At 64.5% G+C, this 19662-nt stretch carries 11 protein-coding genes; 4 read left to right on the top strand and 7 right to left on the bottom strand.

What is annotated here, in order from left to right; genetic code table 11:
* Positions 1 to 32: 32 nt before the first annotated feature.
* Positions 33 to 959 (top strand): Grx4 family monothiol glutaredoxin, encoded by a 927-nt coding sequence (grxD, locus tag ACVOKO_RS11975; RefSeq protein WP_346499132.1) that lies wholly within the window; start codon positions 33 to 35, stop codon positions 957 to 959.
* A 311-nt stretch (positions 960 to 1270) separates the two neighbouring features.
* On the opposite strand, the gene ACVOKO_RS11970 is transcribed toward grxD, so the two are convergent.
* Positions 1271 to 1810 carry a DUF924 family protein gene (locus tag ACVOKO_RS11970; RefSeq protein WP_346499131.1) on the bottom strand — a complete coding sequence of 180 codons (540 nt, stop codon included), beginning with the start codon at positions 1808 to 1810 and terminating at the stop codon, positions 1271 to 1273.
* A gap of 243 nt (positions 1811 to 2053) precedes the next feature.
* Between ACVOKO_RS11970 and ACVOKO_RS11965 the strand changes: the two genes are divergently transcribed.
* From ACVOKO_RS11965 to ACVOKO_RS11955, 3 genes are all read left to right on the top strand, one after another.
* A complete protein-coding gene (locus tag ACVOKO_RS11965; RefSeq protein WP_346499130.1) occupies positions 2054 to 2998 on the top strand; it encodes a DegV family protein in 945 nt (314 codons plus the stop codon).
* A gap of 71 nt (positions 2999 to 3069) precedes the next feature.
* Positions 3070 to 3408: a hypothetical protein gene (locus ACVOKO_RS11960; protein ID WP_346499129.1), complete on the top strand. Its 339-nt coding sequence runs from the start codon at positions 3070 to 3072 to the stop codon at positions 3406 to 3408.
* Positions 3409 to 3411: 3 nt separating this feature from the next.
* On the top strand, positions 3412 to 4089 hold the full coding sequence (locus ACVOKO_RS11955; RefSeq protein WP_346499128.1) for a Dph6-related ATP pyrophosphatase: 678 nt from the start codon (positions 3412 to 3414) through the stop codon (positions 4087 to 4089).
* 120 nt (positions 4090 to 4209) lie between these two features.
* On the opposite strand, the gene ACVOKO_RS11950 is transcribed toward ACVOKO_RS11955, so the two are convergent.
* The 6 genes from ACVOKO_RS11950 to ACVOKO_RS11925 form a co-directional block, all read right to left on the bottom strand.
* The gene (locus ACVOKO_RS11950) at positions 4210 to 5646 is read right to left on the bottom strand and encodes a GGDEF domain-containing protein (protein WP_346499127.1); all 1437 of its coding nucleotides are present in this window, start codon (positions 5644 to 5646) and stop codon (positions 4210 to 4212) included.
* Between the two features lie 403 nt (positions 5647 to 6049).
* Positions 6050 to 6877, bottom strand: a complete 828-nt coding sequence (fghA, locus tag ACVOKO_RS11945; protein WP_346499126.1) for an S-formylglutathione hydrolase — start codon at positions 6875 to 6877, stop codon at positions 6050 to 6052.
* Positions 6878 to 6966: 89 nt separating this feature from the next.
* Complete coding sequence (locus ACVOKO_RS11940; protein WP_346499125.1) at positions 6967 to 8076, bottom strand: S-(hydroxymethyl)glutathione dehydrogenase/class III alcohol dehydrogenase; 1110 nt, start codon at positions 8074 to 8076, stop codon at positions 6967 to 6969.
* Positions 8077 to 8127: 51 nt separating this feature from the next.
* Positions 8128 to 8403 carry a metal/formaldehyde-sensitive transcriptional repressor gene (locus tag ACVOKO_RS11935; RefSeq protein ID WP_346499124.1) on the bottom strand — a complete coding sequence of 92 codons (276 nt, stop codon included), beginning with the start codon at positions 8401 to 8403 and terminating at the stop codon, positions 8128 to 8130.
* Positions 8404 to 8874: 471 nt separating this feature from the next.
* Complete coding sequence (locus tag ACVOKO_RS11930; protein ID WP_346499123.1) at positions 8875 to 9888, bottom strand: OmpA family protein; 1014 nt, start codon at positions 9886 to 9888, stop codon at positions 8875 to 8877.
* A 10-nt stretch (positions 9889 to 9898) separates the two neighbouring features.
* Positions 9899 to 19324, bottom strand: a complete 9426-nt coding sequence (locus ACVOKO_RS11925) for an SdrD B-like domain-containing protein (protein WP_346499149.1) — start codon at positions 19322 to 19324, stop codon at positions 9899 to 9901.
* Between the last annotated feature and the right edge of the window lie 338 nt (positions 19325 to 19662).

The following is a 19662-nucleotide window of genomic DNA, read 5'->3' as shown; positions in this document are numbered from 1 at the left end:
AGCTGGTCTACGACCACTTATACGAGTTCACGATGTCCCTGGACCCCGCCCTGCGTTCGCGCATTGAATCCATCCTCGGCGCCGATCGCGTCGTTCTGTTCATGAAGGGCCAGCCGGCCATGCCGCAGTGCGGCTTCTCGGCCAAGGCCGTTGGCGCGCTGCAGGACCTGGGCGTGCAGTTCGGCCACGTCAACGTGCTGGCCGACCAGGAAATCCGTGAAGGCATCAAGGCCTACGGCGACTGGCCGACCATTCCGCAGCTGTACGTGGACGGCGAGCTGATCGGCGGCAGCGACATCATCCTGCAGATGGCCAGCAGCGGCGAACTGAGCAGCCTGCTCGGCCTGGCCGCACCCGACCGCACCCCGCCGTCGATCACCGTCACCCCGGCGGCGGTTGAAATGCTCAAAGGCGCACTGGCTGACGCCCCCGGCGCGGCCCTGCAGCTGAGCATCGACGCCAGCTTCCAGCCGAACTTCCAGCTGGCCCCGCGCGACGACAACGCCATCGCTGCCGAGTCCAACGGCCTGCGCGTGCAGTTCGACAGCGCCAGCGCACGTCGCGCCGATGGCATCACCATCGATTGGGTCGACGACATCCGCGGCCAGGGCCTGGCGATCAACAACCCGAACGCGCCCAAGCCGGTGCAGGAACTGGACGTGCGCGCCGCCGACGACCAGCTGCGTGCCGGTGCCATCACCCTGGTGGACGTGCGTCCGGCTGACGAACGCGCCATCGCCGCCATCAACGGCAAGTTCGAAACCTTCGACGGTGACAACCGCGCCAAGCTCGAAGCCCTGCCCAAGGACACCCCGCTGGCCTTCCTGTGCCACCGTGGCGGCCGCAGCGCACAGGCTGCCGCGCAGTTCCTGGCGCTGGGCTTCACCAATGTGTTCAACGTCACCGGCGGCATTGATGCCTGGTCGGAGAACGTGGACAACAGCGTTCCCAAGTACTGATCGGGCTACGTTGCAGCAGTAAATAAAAACGCCGGCATCGCCGGCGTTTTTCATTTCAGGCATTTGAGTCACACGAACGCGATGCCAGAGCTCTTGCTTCGGATTCTTGTGGGAGCGGCGTCAGCCGCGAAGCACGCTGATCATCAGATATCAGCGTTGCCCTGGCTTCAAGCACCACCAGCTTCGCGGCTCACGCCGCTCCCACAGACAAACACCAGGCCCGCGCTTCAGCGGTATTTTTCTTGTCCGTGATTAGGTGCTGGATCGGGGGAGCGTTTCAACCAGATCCGGCAGCAAGCGCACCACAGCCCTCAGCCAGCAAAGCCGCCTTCAGCAAGAAAATGCAGCTCTTCGGCCGTGGGAATGCGGCCAAGCACGGCGTTGCGGTGCGGGAAGCGGCCGAAGCGGCGGATGATATCGCGGTGCAGCTCGGCGTACTTCAGGTACTCCAGGTCACCCAATACCTCGAACATCGCCACCGCGCGTTCCTGGTCGTGCGGATCTTCGGAGTGCTCGAACGGCAGGTAGATGAAAGCCCGCAGCTTGAGCGGCAACTCCCGGTCCCAACCTTCCTCGATGGTGCGGATGGCGTAATGCCGCGCGAGCCCGTCGGTAGCGTAAGAGTGTGCGGTGCCACGGAAGCAGTTGCGCGGGAACTGGTCCAGCAGGATCTGCAGCGCCAGGGCGCCCTCGGCATTTTCCAGCCAACCCTCGCAGGCACGGCTCGCCGCCTGATGGTGCGCCTCCAGGAATCGCTCGCGGAACTGTGCATCAAAGCCCGCATCACGCTCAAACCAACGCTGCGGACCCGCCGCGCGCCAGAACTCAACTACCGAACTTGCCGTTTCCATTACTGATTCCTGGCTCACCACCACCGTCAGGCGGTGAACTCCCACCCATGCCGTCGCACCCGGGGAGCTGGCCGCAGTTGCTTGGCAGTAGCTTAATAGCCAGCCGCGCTGGATGAAATGAGGAAATGGTGAAAAAAGTTGACCTATATTGCGAAGATGGCCGCAGAAACCATCTTTGGGCACCTGAATTTGCGATAGGGTTCTGATCTTTCGACACTGTTACGACCCAGGGGATACAACCGCATGCGTATTGGAATTGTGGTCGACTCAGCCTGTGACCTGCCCGCAGGCTACTTGCAGCAAAACAATGTCGTGCTGCTGCCCATCACCGTACGGATCGGCGAGACCCTGTTGCCGGACCACCGCGACGAGGCCGCCACCCTGGCCTTCCTGCAGGGCCCGCTCAGTGACCAGAGCGCCGAGGCCGAGACCATCCCCTACAGCGCCGAGCAGATCCGCGAACTGTTCCTGAGCCGCCTGGTCACCGATTTCGACCAGGTGTTCTGCCTGACCATCACCCGCACCCGCAGCCCCCTGCACGACAACGCGGTGCAGGCCGGCTACAGCATCCTCAACGAGTACAAGCCGGTCCGCCAGGCCGCCGGCTACAACTCTCCCTTCAGCCTGCGCGTCATCGACACCCAGAACCTGTTCGCCGCGCAGGCAGTAAGCGCGGTGGAGGCGGTGCGGCTGCGCGACAGCGGCGCCACCGTGCCGCAGATGCGCGAGCGCCTGGAGCATGTGGCCAGCAACGTGCACGGCTACATGGTGACCCGTGACCTCTATTACATGCGCGCCCGCGCCCGCCACAAGGGTGACCGCAGCGTCGGCTTGTTCAGTGCCGCACTGGGCAGCGCGCTGGACATCAAGCCGGTGCTGCATGGCTACCGTGGCAATACCGAGCCGGTGGCCAAGATCAAGGGCTTCGACAACGCGGTACAGACCCTGTTCGGCTTCGTCGGCAAGCGCGTTGGCGCCGGCCTGCTGACGCCGGTGGTGTGCGTGAGCTACGGCGGCCCGCTGGACGAGCTGCGCGCATTGCCGGGCTATGCGCAGCTGCGCCAGATCTGCGACAGCCATGGCGTGCAGCTGACCGAAGCGGTGATGAGCCTGACCGGCATGGTCAACGTCGGCAAGGGCGCGGTGACCATTGGCTTTGCCGATGGCCCACATACCTTCGGCAGCTGACAAGCGCACACGACGTGGACAACATGACTACGTTTGAAGCGCTAACCTGACATTCCATCAAGGAGGCCCCCATGACCGTGCACTACTCCATTTCACTGCCTGATCCTGCCAAGGCGCGCGGCAACGACCCCCGCCTGTCGTTTACCGCCAGCGGCGCCGACGCCTTCGCCGAGCAGCTGCAGGCCGCATTGCGCACACCAGAACTGTTCGAGCGCTGGAAAGCCACCCAGGACGAGCCGGAAGATGTGGATCCGGGGCTGGGTGCAACCGATCCGCAGGCCACGGTGACCGGCAAGCAATCCGACCTGCGCATCGACCTGGTTGCCAGCACCAGCTTGCCCGGCGACCTGTTCAAGCAGCGTCTGCGCATGCTCGCCGGCAGCCATTGGGAACTGCGCGATGTGCGCTGAGTCTTGAGCACGGCGGTTCTCCTGTCCTGGAGCGGCGGCAAAGACGCCGCCTGGGCGCTATACGAACTGCAGCAGCGCGATGACATAGAGGTTGTCGCGCTGTTGAGCACACTGACAGAAGGCTATGAACGCTCCTCGATGCAGGGGGTACGCCGCGAAGTGCTGCAGGCGCAGGCCGCCGCTGCCGCGGTGCCATTGCTGGAAGCCTGGATACCGCAGGCCTGCGACAACGCGATATACCTGCAGCGCATGAACGCCGCCCTGGCCGAGGCACAGCGACGCTGGCCCGGCCTGAGCACCATCGCATTCGGTGATCTGCTGCTGCAGGATATCCGCGCCTGGCGCGAACAGCAGTACGCGGCCCAGGGCTGGAGCACGCTGTTTCCGTTGTTCGGCCGTGATACCACGGCGCTGGCCCGGCAGATGATCAGGCAAGGATTGCAGGCCCACCTGTGCTGCGTGGACAGTACGCTGCTGGATGCAGAATTCAGCGGACGCGCCTTCGACAACACGCTGATCGACCAACTCCCCGCCGGCATCGACGCCTGCGGCGAAAACGGCGAGTTCCACACCTGTGTCAGCGCTGGCCCCATGTTCCGCGCGCCGTTGCCGCTTGAACAAGGGGACACCGTGCTGCGCGATTCCCGCTACGCGTATACCGATTTCAGCCTGCGCAGCTAGACTCAACGCACACCGCAGGATTGCCATGACAAGCGCTCCTGCATGCACTCGCGCGCATGGCGGCAGATACATGCCATGGCGCCCCGCAGCCTACAACGCCAGCGCCAGCGCACGGCAGGATCAGGGCACTGCATCGGTATCCAGCTGGGCGGCCTGCGTGGCACGCACGGCTACGCGGTTGCGGCCTGCATGTTTGGCCGCATACAACGCGGCGTCCGCCTCGGCCAGCAAGGTCTCGATATCAACCAGCGCCGAGCTGTGCTGGAAGGAGGCACCAATGCTGATGGTGATCGCGCCCTCCGGCAACACAAGTGTTTCCATCGCGCCCCGCAGGGTTTCGGCGAGAGAGACCGTATCCTCCAGCGTAGCGTCGGCCACAACCACCGCGAACTCCTCGCCGCCATAGCGTGCAAGGCAATCCCCGGCCCTCCTTACATTCGCCTGCAGACCCGCCGCAACCGCCTGCAGGCAGCGATCACCGGCCGGGTGCCCGTGCGCATCGTTGAAGGCCTTGAAGTGATCGATATCCACCAGCAGCAGGCCCAGGCCGGCGCCACTGCGGCGCATGCGGTTCCATTCGGCCTGCAGCACCGTATCGAACTGACGGCGGTTCGCCACGCCCGTCAACGCGTCCTTGCGCGCCAGCTCATCCAATGCCGCCTGCCGCTCCAGCAGACTGATCTGCAGCAGCGTACTGCGCAGGCCAAAGCCCAGCGTGGCGACCACGAAACCGGTCACCGCCAGCGGCCGCGCGTGGTCCACCACCAAGGTGCCGACCACCAGCAACAGCAGCGGCAGGATCATCGGTCCTCCCGCCTGCACCAACCGCGACAGACGCGGACTTGGCACCACCGGGGAAGGTGCTGTCTGCCGCAGCGCCAGCACCGCAAGCAACAGGAACGGCAGGTCAATCAGCAGGTCGCTGTACGTGCCGAAAGCATCCTCCGATGCAAAATGATTGATGTAGCTGGCCACCAGCAGATACGCCGTGGCGTACAGCGCCAGCACGCGGAAAAAACCACGTCGTTGTGCCGTATCCGTGGCCAGCCAACGCACCAGGGCAAAAACGGCAATGCACAGGTTCTGGATGTCGAACATGTAACGCATGCTCGACATCGCCGATGCATCGACATCGATACGGGCGGAGAAATGCAGGGTGTGCGCAAAGAACAACACCCCCAGAAGCGCAGCCATGGCCGCATCGATCAGGCTGATACTGAGGCGCTCATGGCGTGCACGGGCAAGAATGAACACCAGTGGCACGGCGTACAGCACATACAGCAGCAGACTGATGCGTGGCGTCAGGTCGGCCCGACCGGCGCCCAAGGCATCGACCAGGTTGAACGCCATGCCGCCGGCCCATAGCAGCATCGACAGCGCGATCGCATACCAGTCCAACGCCGCGCGGCCACGCCGCGCGCGCCAGAGACAAGCAGCCCCGGCCAACAAAGGCGCAGCCACCAGAAACACAAAGGACCCCACACCGGCCGGGCCAGCCCCCAACGCCAGCACCACCCCATGACAAACCAGAAAAAGCAGGACCAGCAGCAGCGGCATGCATTCCCTTATCGCCAACCCGTATACCGGCAAGATAACGCGGGCGATGCGGCGACAACGTGACCCAGACCCCGCCCTGCATGACCGGGCAGATGTACTTCTGCCGCTTCAGGACAGCACGCGATCAAGAGCATGACCGCGCGGTAGTGCCGAGCCATGCTCGGCAGGGGCCTTACCAGCAATCCCGTAGTGCCGAGCCATGCTCGGCAGAAGCTCTACCAGCAATCCCCTGTAGTGCCGAGCCGTGCTCGGCAGAGGCTCTACCAGCAATCCCCTGTAATGCCGAGCCATGCTCGGCAGAAGCTCTAGCAGCAATTCCCGTAGTGCCGAGCCATGCTCAGCAGAGGCTCTACCCGTAAAGCCCCAGCCGAGCATGGCTCGGCTCTACAAAAATCAGCTCGGCTCAGCGCATCGCCTCGGCATGGTGCGCGATATGCTCACCAATGAAGCTGCTGATGAAGTAATAGCTGTGGTCATACCCCGGCTGCATGCGCAGCTCCAGCGGATGCCCCGCTGCTTCGCACGCGGCCTGCAACAGCTCCGGGCGCAACTGGCTCTGCAGGAACTCATCCGCACCGCCTTGATCGATCAGCAGCGGCAGCTTTTCCTGCGCGTGTGCCACCAGCTCGGTCGCGTCATAGGCCTTCCAGACCTCGCGATCCTCACCCAGATAGGCTGCAAACGCCTTCTGCCCCCAAGCCACCTGCGACGGCGCCACGATCGGCGAGAACGCCGACACGCTGCGATACCGCCCCGGGTTTTTCAAGGCAATCGTCAAGGCACCGTGCCCGCCCATCGAATGTCCGCTGATCGCCCGCACCCCGCTCGCCGGGACATTGGCCTCCACCCATGCCGGCAACTCATCAACGATGTAGTCGTACATGCGGTAATGCCGCGCCCACGGCTCACGTGTGGCATTGAGGTAGAAACCTGCGCCCTTGCCCAGGTCGTAGCCGTCGGCATCGGCAACGGATTCACCGCGCGGGCTGGTATCCGGCGCCACCAGGATGATGCCGTGCTCGGCCGCATGACGCTGTGCACCGGCCTTGGTGATGAAATTCTGCTCAGTGCAGGTGAGGCCACTAAGCCAATACAGCACCGGGCACGGGCCATGCTCGGCCTGCGGCGGCAGGTACACGCCCACCGTCATCTCGCAGCCCAGCACCTTGGAATCGTGCCGGTACACGTCCTGCCAGCCGCCGAAGCAGGCGCGGTGTTCGAGTCGTTGCATGGTTCGGAATCCTTGATGCTGGGTTGCTGGATCTAGTGCAGCTGATGGAGTGTGTGCTTCGCGGCTGACGCCGCTCCTACAAACTGATCTCAGTAATGGATGACCGAGCGGATCGACTTGCCTTCGTGCATCAGCTCGAAGGCTTCGTTGATCTTGTCCAGCTCCATCGTATGGGTCACGAACGGTGCCAGTTCGATATCACCCTTCATCGCATCTTCAACCATGCCCGGCAGCTGGCTGCGGCCCTTCACGCCGCCGAATGCGGTGCCCATCCACTTGCGACCGGTCACCAGCTGGAACGGACGGGTGGAGATTTCCTGGCCGGAACCAGCCACGCCGATGATCACGCTCTGGCCCCAGCCACGGTGCGCACATTCCAGCGCCGCGCGCATCACGTTGGTGTTGCCGATGCATTCAAAGCTGTGGTCCACACCCCAACCGGTCATTTCAACGACCACCTGCTGGATCGGCTTGTCGTGGTCCTTCGGATTGACGCAATCGGTGGCGCCAAACTGCTTGGCCAGCTCGAACTTGGACGGGTTGGTGTCGATGGCGATGATGCGGCCCGCCTTGGCCTGGCGCGCACCCTGGATAACCGCCAGGCCAATACCGCCCAGGCCGAACACCGCAACGCTGTCGCCCTCGGCCACCTTGGCGGTGTTGTGCACGGCGCCAATACCGGTGGTGACGCCGCAGCCCAACAGGCAGACATGCTCCGGGTTGGCCTCCGGGTTGACCTTGGCCAGCGACACCTCGGCCACCACGGTGTACTCGGAGAAGGTCGAGCAGCCCATGTAGTGGTAAATCGGCTCGCCGTTGTACGAGAAGCGGCTGGTGCCATCTGGCATCACGCCCTTGCCCTGGGTAGCGCGCACCGACGTGCACAGATTGGTCTTGCCGCTCTTGCAGAACAGGCACTCCCCGCACTCGGCGGTATACAGCGGAATCACGTGATCACCGGCCTTCACCGAGGTAACGCCCTCGCCCACTTCCACCACGATGCCGGCGCCTTCATGGCCCAGCACGCACGGGAACAGGCCTTCCGGATCATCACCGGACAAGGTGAAGGCATCGGTATGGCAGACACCGGTATGGGTGATCTTGACCAGCACTTCGCCTGCCTTCGGCGGTGCGACATCGATCTCGACGATCTGCAAAGGCTGGCCCGGACCAAAGGCAACGGCGGCACGTGATTTCATGTGGTTTCTCCTGCGGGAATGACGAAGGACGACGCAACGCGCCGACCGGAATTATTTGAGATAGGAACGGATCAGGCTGGACATCTCGGCGACACGCGTGGCGCGCTGCGCGTCGGAGCGCGCGGGCTGGCCAAACTCCTCGCGCAGGTGGGCTTCCATCACTTCGGACATCAGCCCATTGACCGCACCACGGATGGCCGCGATCTGCTGCAGCACCGGGTTGCAATCAGCACCGGCCTCCAACGCCCGCTCCAGCGCATCGCACTGGCCACGGATGCGCTTGACCCGGGCCAGGACCTTCTTTTTCTCTGCGGGGGAGTGCGGCATGGCTGCGCCCACATCCTGTACTGGGGGATAGTATATTTGCGAACTTCGGCATTTGCTATCCGTCGGTGTACTCGTACGGATAACAAGCAAATATGCCCGGAACCGGCGGCAGTTCGAAAGCCTCTGCTGAGCTCAGCCAACGGGACTGCGGATGACAGCTTTCGCTCGAAAGATGCCCTTGGCCAGGTTCAGGAGGTTCCTGGAAGCCATCGCGGAGACTGTTTATGGACGTGACGTCGCGTTGCCGACAAAAAAGTAGTCGTTGGTTGGTCGGGCGCGCGGCGGCTGATGGCCCGGCCTACCGCTCTTGCACGACGACTGGTGCTGTATGGGTAGCGCCCTTGCCGAGCATGGCTCGGCACTACCTTATGCTCTTGCTCGGCGGCTGGTGCTATACGGGTAGTGCCTTTGCCGAGCATGGCTCGGCACTACCGGGCTGGTGCGGCGACGGGGGGAGCCGCGAAGGTGATTTCAGCGCTCCGTGGTGAATTTGACCTCCACCCGACGATTGGGCAGCAGGCATTCGCGCAGCTTCGCCCCGCTCATGCCGTCGCAAGCCTGCACCTGCTCAGTGTCACCGCGCCATTCGTAATTGATGATATCGGCAGCGATGCCCTTACCTATCAGGTACTGGCGCACGGTCTGTGCGCGGCGTTCGGACAGGCCCTGGTTGTATTGATCCGTTGGGCCCTTCAGGCGATCGGCGTGGCCGATCAGCTGCACCCCGGTAATCCTGCGTTTCTCTTCGCTGACGCGGCGCAGTGCATCGTCCACAGCTCGCAGCGACTCCGGACGGATGTGTCGTTGGGTGTCCTTGTCGAAATCGAACACCACGTTTGCGGTGAGAACCGCTTGCTGCGGCGGCACAACAGCCGGCTCCACGGCACATTGACGCGCCAGCGCTTCCGCATCGTTGGTCAGGTCTTCGGCCATCTGGATATATGGCTTGGCATGCCGCCATTGCTGCTGGTTGAATTCGTTGCCGGCATGCACCAGCTCCACTTCGCCGCAGGCTACCGCTTGCTGCGCGCATTCAAACCCGGGGGTTCCATGGATGACGCGTAGACGCTTCCACAAGTCCTCGCGCAGGTAGCGCGCGTCATTCACCAGCGGCGTGTCAGTCGGCATCGGCGACACGTTCCGCTCCATGCCATCGATCAACTTGACCGACTCATCCAATGCCAGCTGCGGGAAATCGCTGCGGTCGTTGCGGCTGTACTCGTGGAAGGATACGTCCAGCCAGCACTGCGCCTTGGACAGGTGATAGTCCCGTACCGGGCGACCGCCGTCGTTGAGTGCCTGGATGCGGTCCTGGGTAGCCTGGTAGCGCGAATGGTCCGCGTACAGGGCCTCGTCGGTGATGCGCGCCTTCTGCGGCAGCAGTTCGGTCCGCTGCCCGGCGCCAGGCTGCTGTGCCCACGAAGGTGCCGAGCATGCCGCGCCCAGCAGCAGTGCAGTGATCAATCGCGTGCGACGAGGTGTCATGTCAGGGTCCTCAATGCTGCGCCGGCTTGCGGTAGCGGTTGTCGTCGCGACGGAAGAGATCTTCGTCGAATTTGAAACGCAGACGTATGAAGGCGCCTTCGTCGGTGTACTCGTAGCCGGCCAGATCCGGATCGGCCTCGAAGCCAACAAAGTTGTAGCCGGCCGACAGCCACAGGTTCTGCCGCAGCAGCCGCCCTATTTCCATGCCGTAGGCGTACTGGTTGCTGCCGTAGTCGCCACGGAAAGTGGTGCCGAGCACGCCGACATCCCAATTCTCGGTGATGTCGTAGACCACCCGGCCCGACAGCAGCACGCCGCGGAAGCTGTCGTCGACACGACTGCCGTCGTTATAGGCGAAGCGATCCTTCTGCCACTTGGCGGCAATGCGCCCGGTCAACCACCATGGCCGCGACGGATGCCAATCGGCGTGGGTGGAGACGATGTGCGCAGCGGTGCGGACATCCTGGCCCACATCCTGCAACGAACTGCCATCGACGCCCATGCCGCTCTTGTCCGACTCCAACTTGTACTCGTAGCGGGCCAGCGCGTTGATCCGGTTGCGGTCGGTGTCACGGTAGGCGACGCCGAGCTGGAACCGGTCCTGCATCACATCGCCACGGGCCTTGTAGTCGGTAGCCAGCAGGTAGTTGCGGGCCAGCAAGGTCCAGTCGCGATTGAGCTTGCGCGCCCATAGCAGCTGGAACAGCGTGGTATTGAACTCCTCGTTAGTGGCAGGCGTGCCATCCACATCACCGGAGATCCGGTATTCCAGCCGCATCGCACCGCGCCACAGCGGGTTGGCGCTGTAGTCCAGGCCCAGGGCCAGTGCGGTGGAATCGCCAGTGTCGCCGTCGTAGATCTTGACGTGCTCGGCGGCGGTGCTCAGGCGCAGGCCTTCGCGCACGCTCCAATCGTTGCGGATGCCCGATGCCATCTGCACATCGCGGCCGGCAATGGCATCACGCAGACGGTACTCGCTGAACACCTGGGTGTCCTTGAGGTAAGTGCTGTCCACACCAAACACCAGCGCATCACTTTCGCGATCGGTGGTGGTGATGCCGTACGCACTGGTCAGGCCGGTCTGCTTCTCGTAGCGGCCGTACAGGCGGTTGCGCTCACGCAGCTGGTAGTCGGCACCCAGGGCAACGCGGTTGCGGTCTTCGCCATTGACGTCCTGCTCGTACTCGGCGCCCAGCACCAGTTTGTCGGTGACTTTGTAGCCGGCACCGACGTGCACGCTGTCCGACTCCAGCTTTGTGCCGACCGGCAGGCTGCTGGTGGGCACCGTGCCACCACTGCGTATCACCGGCAGCCCGGTCAATGGATCCAGCGGCTGTTGGCCATAGCCCAACGCACCGCCCGCCGAACCGGTGGCGAAGCCACCGCTGAGACCACCCGTACTACCGAACGGTGCCAGTGAAGACCACGGCGAATAAGCCCCAATGGTCTCGCGGATGCTGCGCACGCCCAGATCCAGCGTCAGCCGCTTGGTCGCGTCGATGCGCACACCTGCACCGGCCGCGTCGCGGTCGCCGCCGTCGGGGTTGCGGTCCTCGCTGCGCAGTGCTTCCACATATACCTCGAAGCGCGGATTGACCCGCCAGTTGAGCTCCAGGTCGTACTCCCCTCGCCCGCCATACAGCGGCGAGGACGGATTGTTGAAGGCCGGGTCGCTACGGCCGGCAAACAGCCGCGCATCGAAGGCCTTGCCATCGTGGGCGAACTCGAGCCGGTAGGCATTGCCTTGCACATCGCCGCTCAGGTTCTGCAGCCCCGGCGTTGCATACTGGTTGATCGAGTTGGTATTGACCTCGCTTTCGGTACGCGCGGCCTCCAGCACCATCCAGGTGTTGGGCCCGAAGCGGAAGCCGAGGTTGGCGCTGCCCATCTTGAACGGAGCAAACGGATTCTCGTCCTTTACATAGGAAGCCCCGGCCTCGATGTACTTGTTGACGCGGAACTGCGCATCTACGCCGTACACCCAGAACTTCTCCGTGCCCTGGTCCAGCTCGTAGGTCACCCGCAGCGAGATCGGGTTCAACTCGCTGTCGAATGCCGGCAGGAAGCTGTTGAGCAGGATGCGCCCGGAGAACGGCTCGAAGCTGTAATCAATCAGCCGCCCCAGGCCACGCACATTGATGATGCGGCTGGGCTGGTTGCGGTCGCGGGTGATAACTTCCACCCGTTCGCTGCCTTCCAGCACGGCGTTGTTGCGCAGCGCATAGGGGCCGCTGCCCTGGCTGGGGAACTCATCGATCACCTGCCGCAGCGAATCCTCCATCGCAAATACATTGCCGCGCACGCGCTTGCCTTCGAAGTGCCAACCGAAGCCAGTGGCGGTGCGGTTATACGTACCCAGGCTGCGCATCACCGCCTTGCCACTGGCACTGATGCCGGTCTGCGTGGTCAGCGTGTCGCCGGTCTGGAAGTCGCCGTACATCATGTAGCTGCGGTTCTTGTCGATGCGTACGTACAGGCGCTCGGCCGAGCGTGCATCGAAGCCGCGCAGCGAGGAGTCCCCATAAACCGGGTAGAACTCTTCCGGCTGGATGTCACGCAGCAGCCTGCCACGCACTTCCTTGTCCGAGTCGTACGCAGCGGTGAGCAGGTACTCGCCCTTGATCTTGCCCTTCACAAAGAAGGCGGTACGCGCGGCGGCGTTGGCCTTGCCACTGTTGAAGTTTCGCTCCCAGCGGCGGATGTCGCGGTCAAAGCCATCGTCACGACGGGCCGTATCCAGCGTGGCGCCGTTGCGGAAATTGACGATGCCTTCGACCAGGCCGGTCGCCAGCAATTCGCGCATCTCCGGCAGGAAGCTGACCGTGTTCTCGGCGGTTACACCGCCGGCGGTGATGCGCACCAGCACGTCCTGCGGCACATCCGGTGCCAGCAGGTCGAACTCGGCGCTGCCATTTTCCACCGGCAACTGGATGCCCGGTGTGCCGCGGTCGGCATCCAGACGACCTGGCCCGAGCTCGTCGGTGCGGCCGCCGATCAAGCGCACGCGGCCACCGCTGTACTCGATGGTGGCGAAGCGCTTGCCTGGCAGCAACTTGCCATCGGCGCCCAACAGTTGCACCCGCACATGCACCGGCGACTGGCCATCGGCTGGCACACCATCGCGGTCCACATCCACCCGCAGCGTGTCCACATCCGCATTGACGCTGTAGTCGACCGCTCCGGACTGCAGGTTGATCGCCTGCGGCGGTGTGTCGGTCGAGGCCAGCGATTGCGGGTTGGCAATCGGGCCGGCGCTCAGTGCACCGTCGAAACGATGGCTGTCTCCCAGCGTCGGGACATCTCCGGCGCCAGGGCCCACCTGCGCACTGGCAGCAGGCGCAGCTGTCGGCACACTGCTCTCCGTCGTGGCGCCAGCCGTCATGCTGGCGGGCTGCTCGAGCGTAGTACCAACACCACGCTGCGCCGGCTCCGGCCGCACGGTGCCACGCGGGGCGACGATGCCCGGCATCTGGTTTGCGGTATCGGTGGCGCCGGTGGGTGCACGCAGCGGCTGCGCCTGGAAGCTCAACGGCAGGCCCGGCAGTTCGGTTTCCGGTGCACCAATCTCACCCTGGGTACGCCGTGCCTTGACCTGCTCCAACACCTCGTTGGAACCGCTGCCTTCGATGAAGTCGGCGCGGTGCAGCTCGCCGTTCTTCAGGTCGATGAAGAGGCTGTCGGCATCACCGAGATTGCGGTTGCTGCTGGTGGTCAGGCGCGACCCGCGCGGCAAGGTGCTGGCATCCACCTTCAGCGTGTGGCTCTTCGGCGGCAGCCCGCAATAGCTGTACTTGCCTTCCGAATCGGACACCATCCAGGTGCCGTCGTTGAAGTACAGGCGTACGCCCGGAATGCCCAGCTCCTCGCGGTCCTGCAGGTGGTTGTTGTTGCTGTCCACGAAGATCTTGCCCAGCACGCAGGCCTCATCGGTGAACACACCACCGGTGACACGCACACGGTACTGCGCCGGGTTCGACGTTACCCCACCCGGGTACGGGTACAAGGTGCCGGGATCGACGCAGCCGCCTTCGGTGGAGCAGCCGTGCGCCTGCGCGCGATTGATGCCGTCGCCCTGCATTGCGCCCACGCCGATGCGTACGCGGTAAGTGAGCAGCTTCTGCTGGCCCTGGCGGATGCTGCCGACGTTGAACACCAGCCGCGGGCCGGGTTTGCCGAACGGATCGGCAATGCCGCCGCCGTCCACTCGTGCGGTGCCGTTGATGTAGGTGAAGCCCGGCGGCAGGTTGTCGATGATGTTCACCGTCTGCAGCGGCTCGCCTGCGGTCTGGCGGATGCTGATGGTGTACAGCAGCGTGTCGCCGATCTCGACCACCTGCTTGTCGCCGGTCTTGCTGATCACCAGCCCCGGTGCCACCGCCGGATCCAGCGGCAGGTGGTTGTGCACGATGTTGGCGGTGGCCGAACCGGCAAACAGCGCCAGGAAGTACTGCGTACCGGTGCCAACCGGTGCAGTCGGCGCGGTCGGTTGCGGTTGCACCTTGAAGGTGGTGCCGGATGCACCCGGCGGCGACAGGCTGCTGGCATCGGCCGGAATGATCGCCGAACGGAAGGTATAGCCGGCCGGCGGCGTCACCGTCAGCTGGAACTCGCAACGGCTGGGCGCCGCTGGCCCGAACAGGAACTGGTAGTAGCCATCGCTGCCGACCGTCATCGAAATGCTGTCGCCGCTGATGTTGTAACCGCCCTGCCCGCCATTGAGCACGCTGGTGGCCGGGTCATAACCGGCGCACACGCCGTTGGGCGCCAGGGTCACTATCGCCCCCTGCACCGGATTGCGCGTCACCGCGTCATACACCACGCCACTGGGATCCACCGGCAGGCTTTGCTGCGGCAGGTTCTCACCGGCACGCAGCACCACTTCCAGCTGGGTCATGCCGTCGCTGTCGATGCGGCAGGTGCTGCTGGTGCCGTTGGCAATGGCAGTGCTTGAGTCGCACGGCGCCGGCGGGCCTGCAGCGGTTTCACCGGTCACCGGGAAGCCCCACAGCACCCCGCTCTGCGGGTGGCGGAAGCGCACCGAATAGCGCGTGCCCGGCAGCAGATCAACGAAGCGGTAGCTGCCATCGGCGCCGGTACTGGCGGTACGGATGACGGTGTTGGTGGCCGGGTCGAACAACTCCACCGTCCAGTTCTGCAGGCGGATGTCGCCGCCATCGAGCAGCGCATCGTCACTGCCGATATCGAACCAGACCGTGCCCGACAGCGAGGCGGCGTCCTGCACCTGGGTGACCAGCTGGCAGGCGTTCTGGGTGATGGCCGGGTCACAGACCGGCAGCTGGGTCACGTCACCATCAAAGGCGCCCTGTTCTTCAGGGGACGGTGCGTGATCGGCATCTTCGCCGCCACCGCGCACGATCACCGCGTTGTGGATGGGCGATGCGGCAGCCGCCGCCGCACTTACCGCAACGCGCACGCTGATCGCATCCGGCGAGGTCGCACCACTGCCGATCACGGTGCTGCTGGTGCAGCTGAAGCGGTCGGCGCCGGGCGCGCCATCGCAACTCCAGGCGTTGCCGGTCGGCGTTGCCGCCAAGGTCACGCCGGTGGGCAGGCGATCGTCCACCTTGTATACGCCCACGCTCGGCTGCGGCCCGATGTTGCGCACCCGCAGCGTGTAGCTGGCCGGGTTGTTGACAGTGAAGCGGGTCGGCTCGGCGCTCTTGCTGACCACCAGGTCCGGCGTATCGGCAATCTCGCCGAAGTTCTGTTCAATCGACATCTGGCCCAGCGTCAAGGTGATCGCACTGATCGCCGAAGGCACGGTGGCAACGGGCGTGGCAACGCCCATGGTGGCACCGTTGACGGTGCCCGGCGTGGTGATGCCGTTGGTGGTGTTCGGCGGCTGCGTGGGCTCGGTGACGGTATAGGTGCCCGGCCGCAGGTTGTCGAACAGGTAGGCACCGTTGGCGTCGGTGACCACGCTGACCGGCGGCACGATGGCGCGCAGGTTGCCTGCCGGCAGGTCATCGTTGCCGGTGAGCTGCAGGGTGACATTGGCAATGCCGGATTCACCCGCATCGATGATGCCGTTCTTGTTGTTGTCGTAATACACGCGGCCGGCAATGGACGAACTGGCGATCTCGCCGAAGTTGTTGTCGATGCTGACCGCCTCGGCTGCCAACACGATGCCGCTGATCGTCGAGGGGGTGACGCTCACCGCAGTGGCGGTGCCACCGGTACTGCCGGGCACGGTGATGCCGTTGCGCGTGCCGGTGGGCTGGTTGGGCTCGGTGACGGTATAGGTGCCCGGCAACAGGCCTGCAAACAGGTAGGCGCCATTGGCGTCGGTCGACTGGCTCAGTGAGACGGTGCGGTTGTCCAGATCGACGCCATCAAGAACGATATCGACCCCGGCAATGCCGGTTTCGCTGCCATCGATGAGACCGTTGTTGTTGACATCCAGCCACACCCGGCCGGCCAGGGACCCGCTTATTCCATCCTCGCCGAAGTTGAAGTTCAGGCCCTCGCTGGCGCCGATGCCCAGACTCAGGTTGATATCGCTGATGCGATCGGTGGTGTTGCTGTCGCCGGCCACCGCCGTGCCCGGCACGCAGCCGCTGCTGCAGGCCGCGCCGTTGATGGTGCCCGGGTTGATCGCGGTGGAACGGTTGCGGTACAGGCCTGACGGCAAAGGCTCACGCAACGTATAGATGCGGGCCGGATCAAGGTTGGTGAACTGGTAGGCACCGGTCGCATCGGTGGTGGTGGTCTGCAGCACAGCGGAGGTGGCCGCATCCAGCAGCTCGACGGTCGCGCCGGCGATGGCCGGATCGCTGCCTGCCGTGCGCACATTGTTGGCATCGGCATCCACATAGACAAAGCCGGCCAGGCGCGCATTGATCAACTCGGGGAAGTTGTAGCGCACGCCATCGCTGGCTACCGGCACCGGAATCGCGCTGTAGCTTGAATCGGGCGTACCGACGGCATAGGTGCCGCCAAACGACGGCGCCAATAGTCCACTGCTGGGCGGGTCGACCGGGCCATTGGCAAAGCCGGCCGGCTGCGTCTGCACGATGTTGTAGCCAGCCGCATTGGACGGCGACAGATTGCCGAAGCTGTAATCACCGCTGGCATTGGTGGTGGCTGTGGCGTTGACGGGGTTGCCGTATTCGTCAGTACCGCTCAGCGTAAGGGTGACGGCCGCGATGCGCGGTTCCACCCCGGCAGCCTGCGGTACACCGCCATTGCTGCCAGTACGGTCGCGGTCCTGGAACACGGTGCCGGCCAGGGTTGAGGCGGTGACATTGATCGGTGCGGTGGCGGTGTTGTTGCCGGCATTGGTATCCACCTGCTCGGTGCCGACAGCCACGCTGTTGATGGCGCTGCCACCGGGCGGCAGCACATCCCAGCGCACCGGGATGATCACCCGCACGCGCCCATGGTTGTTGCCTTCGGAGGTCACGTCACCGACATTGCAGGTGACGACCTGTGCGTTCTGGGTGCAGCTGCCTGTGCCGTTGGGTTGGTCATCAGGCAGGGTCGCAATGTCCGGGCCGATTTTCTGCCAGGTGATCGGCGTACCGGTGACCACCATGTCCGGCGGCAGCGTATCGGTGATCACCGTACCGGTGCCATTGAGCGGACTGCTGCCGGTGCGATCGCGCGACAGGCTGTTGCCCGGCCCGTTGTTCTCCACGTCGAACACCCAGAAGAACGGCTCGCGGATCGATACCGTGCTCAGCACCGGCGGCAGCGCAACGCTGGGATCGGGATTTGGCGGCGTGGCCCTGGACACGGCCTGCTTGACGATGGCCAGGTCCACCTTGCTGCGGATGGAAGTCGTTTCGTCTTCGGTATTGTTGGCCGGATTGCTTTCAGGCTCGGCCGCCAGGGCCTCTGCCACGTTCCTGATCGTATCGCCGCCGGCACCAGGCTGCGACTGGTACTGGTAACGCAGATACAGGATCGACGTTGCGCCGGGGGCAATCACGCCTTCGGTGTTGCTGCCGTCGAAACCCGCGCCCGGCGCTTCACATTCCACGGTCAGCGGGCTGCCGGTGGTCGGGTTGCTACCTGCGGTCAGCGGGCACCTGATCGGGCTGAACGGCCCGGTAGGCGATGGCGAAGCACCCACGAAGCGCACCGTCTTGCCTGCTTCTGGCGTGATGGTATCGGTGATGGTCACGCTGCTGGCCACCGACGGCCCCAGGTTCTGCACGCTCAGCCGGTAGCTGATGAAGTTGCCGGCCGGGTCGTTGGGGTCATACGGCAAGGGATCGACGCCGCCGGTGAAGCCGGTGTCCTCCTTGTTCATCACCAGGTCCACATCACCGTCGGAAACCGTCAGCGTGGCCGACTTCTCGTCATCGGCCGGAGTGGCGATGCTGTTGTACTCATACTCGCCGTTGGCATCGACACCGCCGCTTGCGTCAGCAGTGCCATCACCATCACGATCAAAGAAGAAGTCGGCGGTATTCATGTACTCGCGCAGCCGGCCACCGGCGATTGGATCGTCCAGCGGCCGGATCACCACAGTCAGCGTGTTCTGCTGGCCACCTGGCATGTCCAACGGGGTGCAGGTGATTACCAGCGTGCCGGCTGCCGCGCCGTTGGAGGTGACGTTCTGTACACCGCCGGTGCCTGGCGTCAGCGTCACCCCACCGGTAACGGTGGGAACGCATTCCTGGCTGCCGCCACCGTTGCGGTTGTCGGTCACCAGGGTAAAGCCGGGGTCATCATCGCGCAGATTGATCACGTCGCGGAACACCACGGCCGGCGCCAGCGACGGGCCTTCATTGCGGTATTCGATGCGGTAGGTCGTCTCGAGGCCCACTCCACCCGGGTTGCCGGAGGTGATGGTCTTGGCCTCGGTCTTGACGTTGGCAACGCGCGGCACGCGCACATAGTCCGAGCCGGTGTTGTTGCCCGGGTTGACCTCGCCGGCAGCACCGGCCACCGAGGGGTCGATGCCAACGCCGGCGGTGTTGCACCATGCGCCCGCCGGTGCGGCAACGGCGCCGCAGGCAGCGGCTGGGCGTGAGGCGCTGTCTGCGAGCGGCCCGGTCAGCGTCACGACGATATCGGTAGGCGTGTTGGCCGGCAGCGGCGTCGTGCCGGATTCACAATGCAGCGTGCCCGACGCGCTGACTGTGCAAGTCCAGTTCGCCGGTGCCTGCACGGTGGCGCTGGTACGCCCCTGCAGGAAGCCCGGCAGCGAATCTTCCACCACCACACCGGTGGTGGCATCCGGGCCGGCGTTGCTCACCGTGATGGTGTAGCTCATGCCGGTGTAGCCGATCGGCAAGGTGTTGTCGGCCGCGCCCACACCATTGGTGCGCTTGGCAATACTCAGGTCGGCGCGCTCGAGCGAAGGCCGGATGCCCGCACCATTGCAGTCATTGGTGTTGTTCGGGTCGCCCAGGCCGCTGCCGGTGCCAGGCTCCGTCGAACCGCCACTGCCGCCGGCGCAGGCCATGTTGGTCAAGTTGGTGCCTTCGGCCTCCGGGTGGGCAAAGCTGAGCAGCTTCAATGGCGGCGTGGCTTGGCCAGCGGCCAGCGGATAGGGGCCGTCGAAGTTGCAGGTGACGATCTGCCGCGAGTTCACCGCATACGGGGTGGCGGTGCAGGTCCACGGCGTGGTGACGGAGGGGAAATACTCTTCACCCAAGGCCAGCTCATCCACCACCTGCACATCGCTGGTGGCCGGCGCAGGCCCCTGGTTCTGCACATTGATGGTTGAGGTGATGATGTAGCCACTGCCGGCCGGAGGCGCGCCAGGGCCAGGCCAGATCGGCACCAGCTGCGGTGCCTTGC

It is taken from the genome of Stenotrophomonas sp. STEN240 (assembly GCF_056756175.1).
This window is presented reverse-complemented; position numbering and strand designations above follow the sequence as displayed.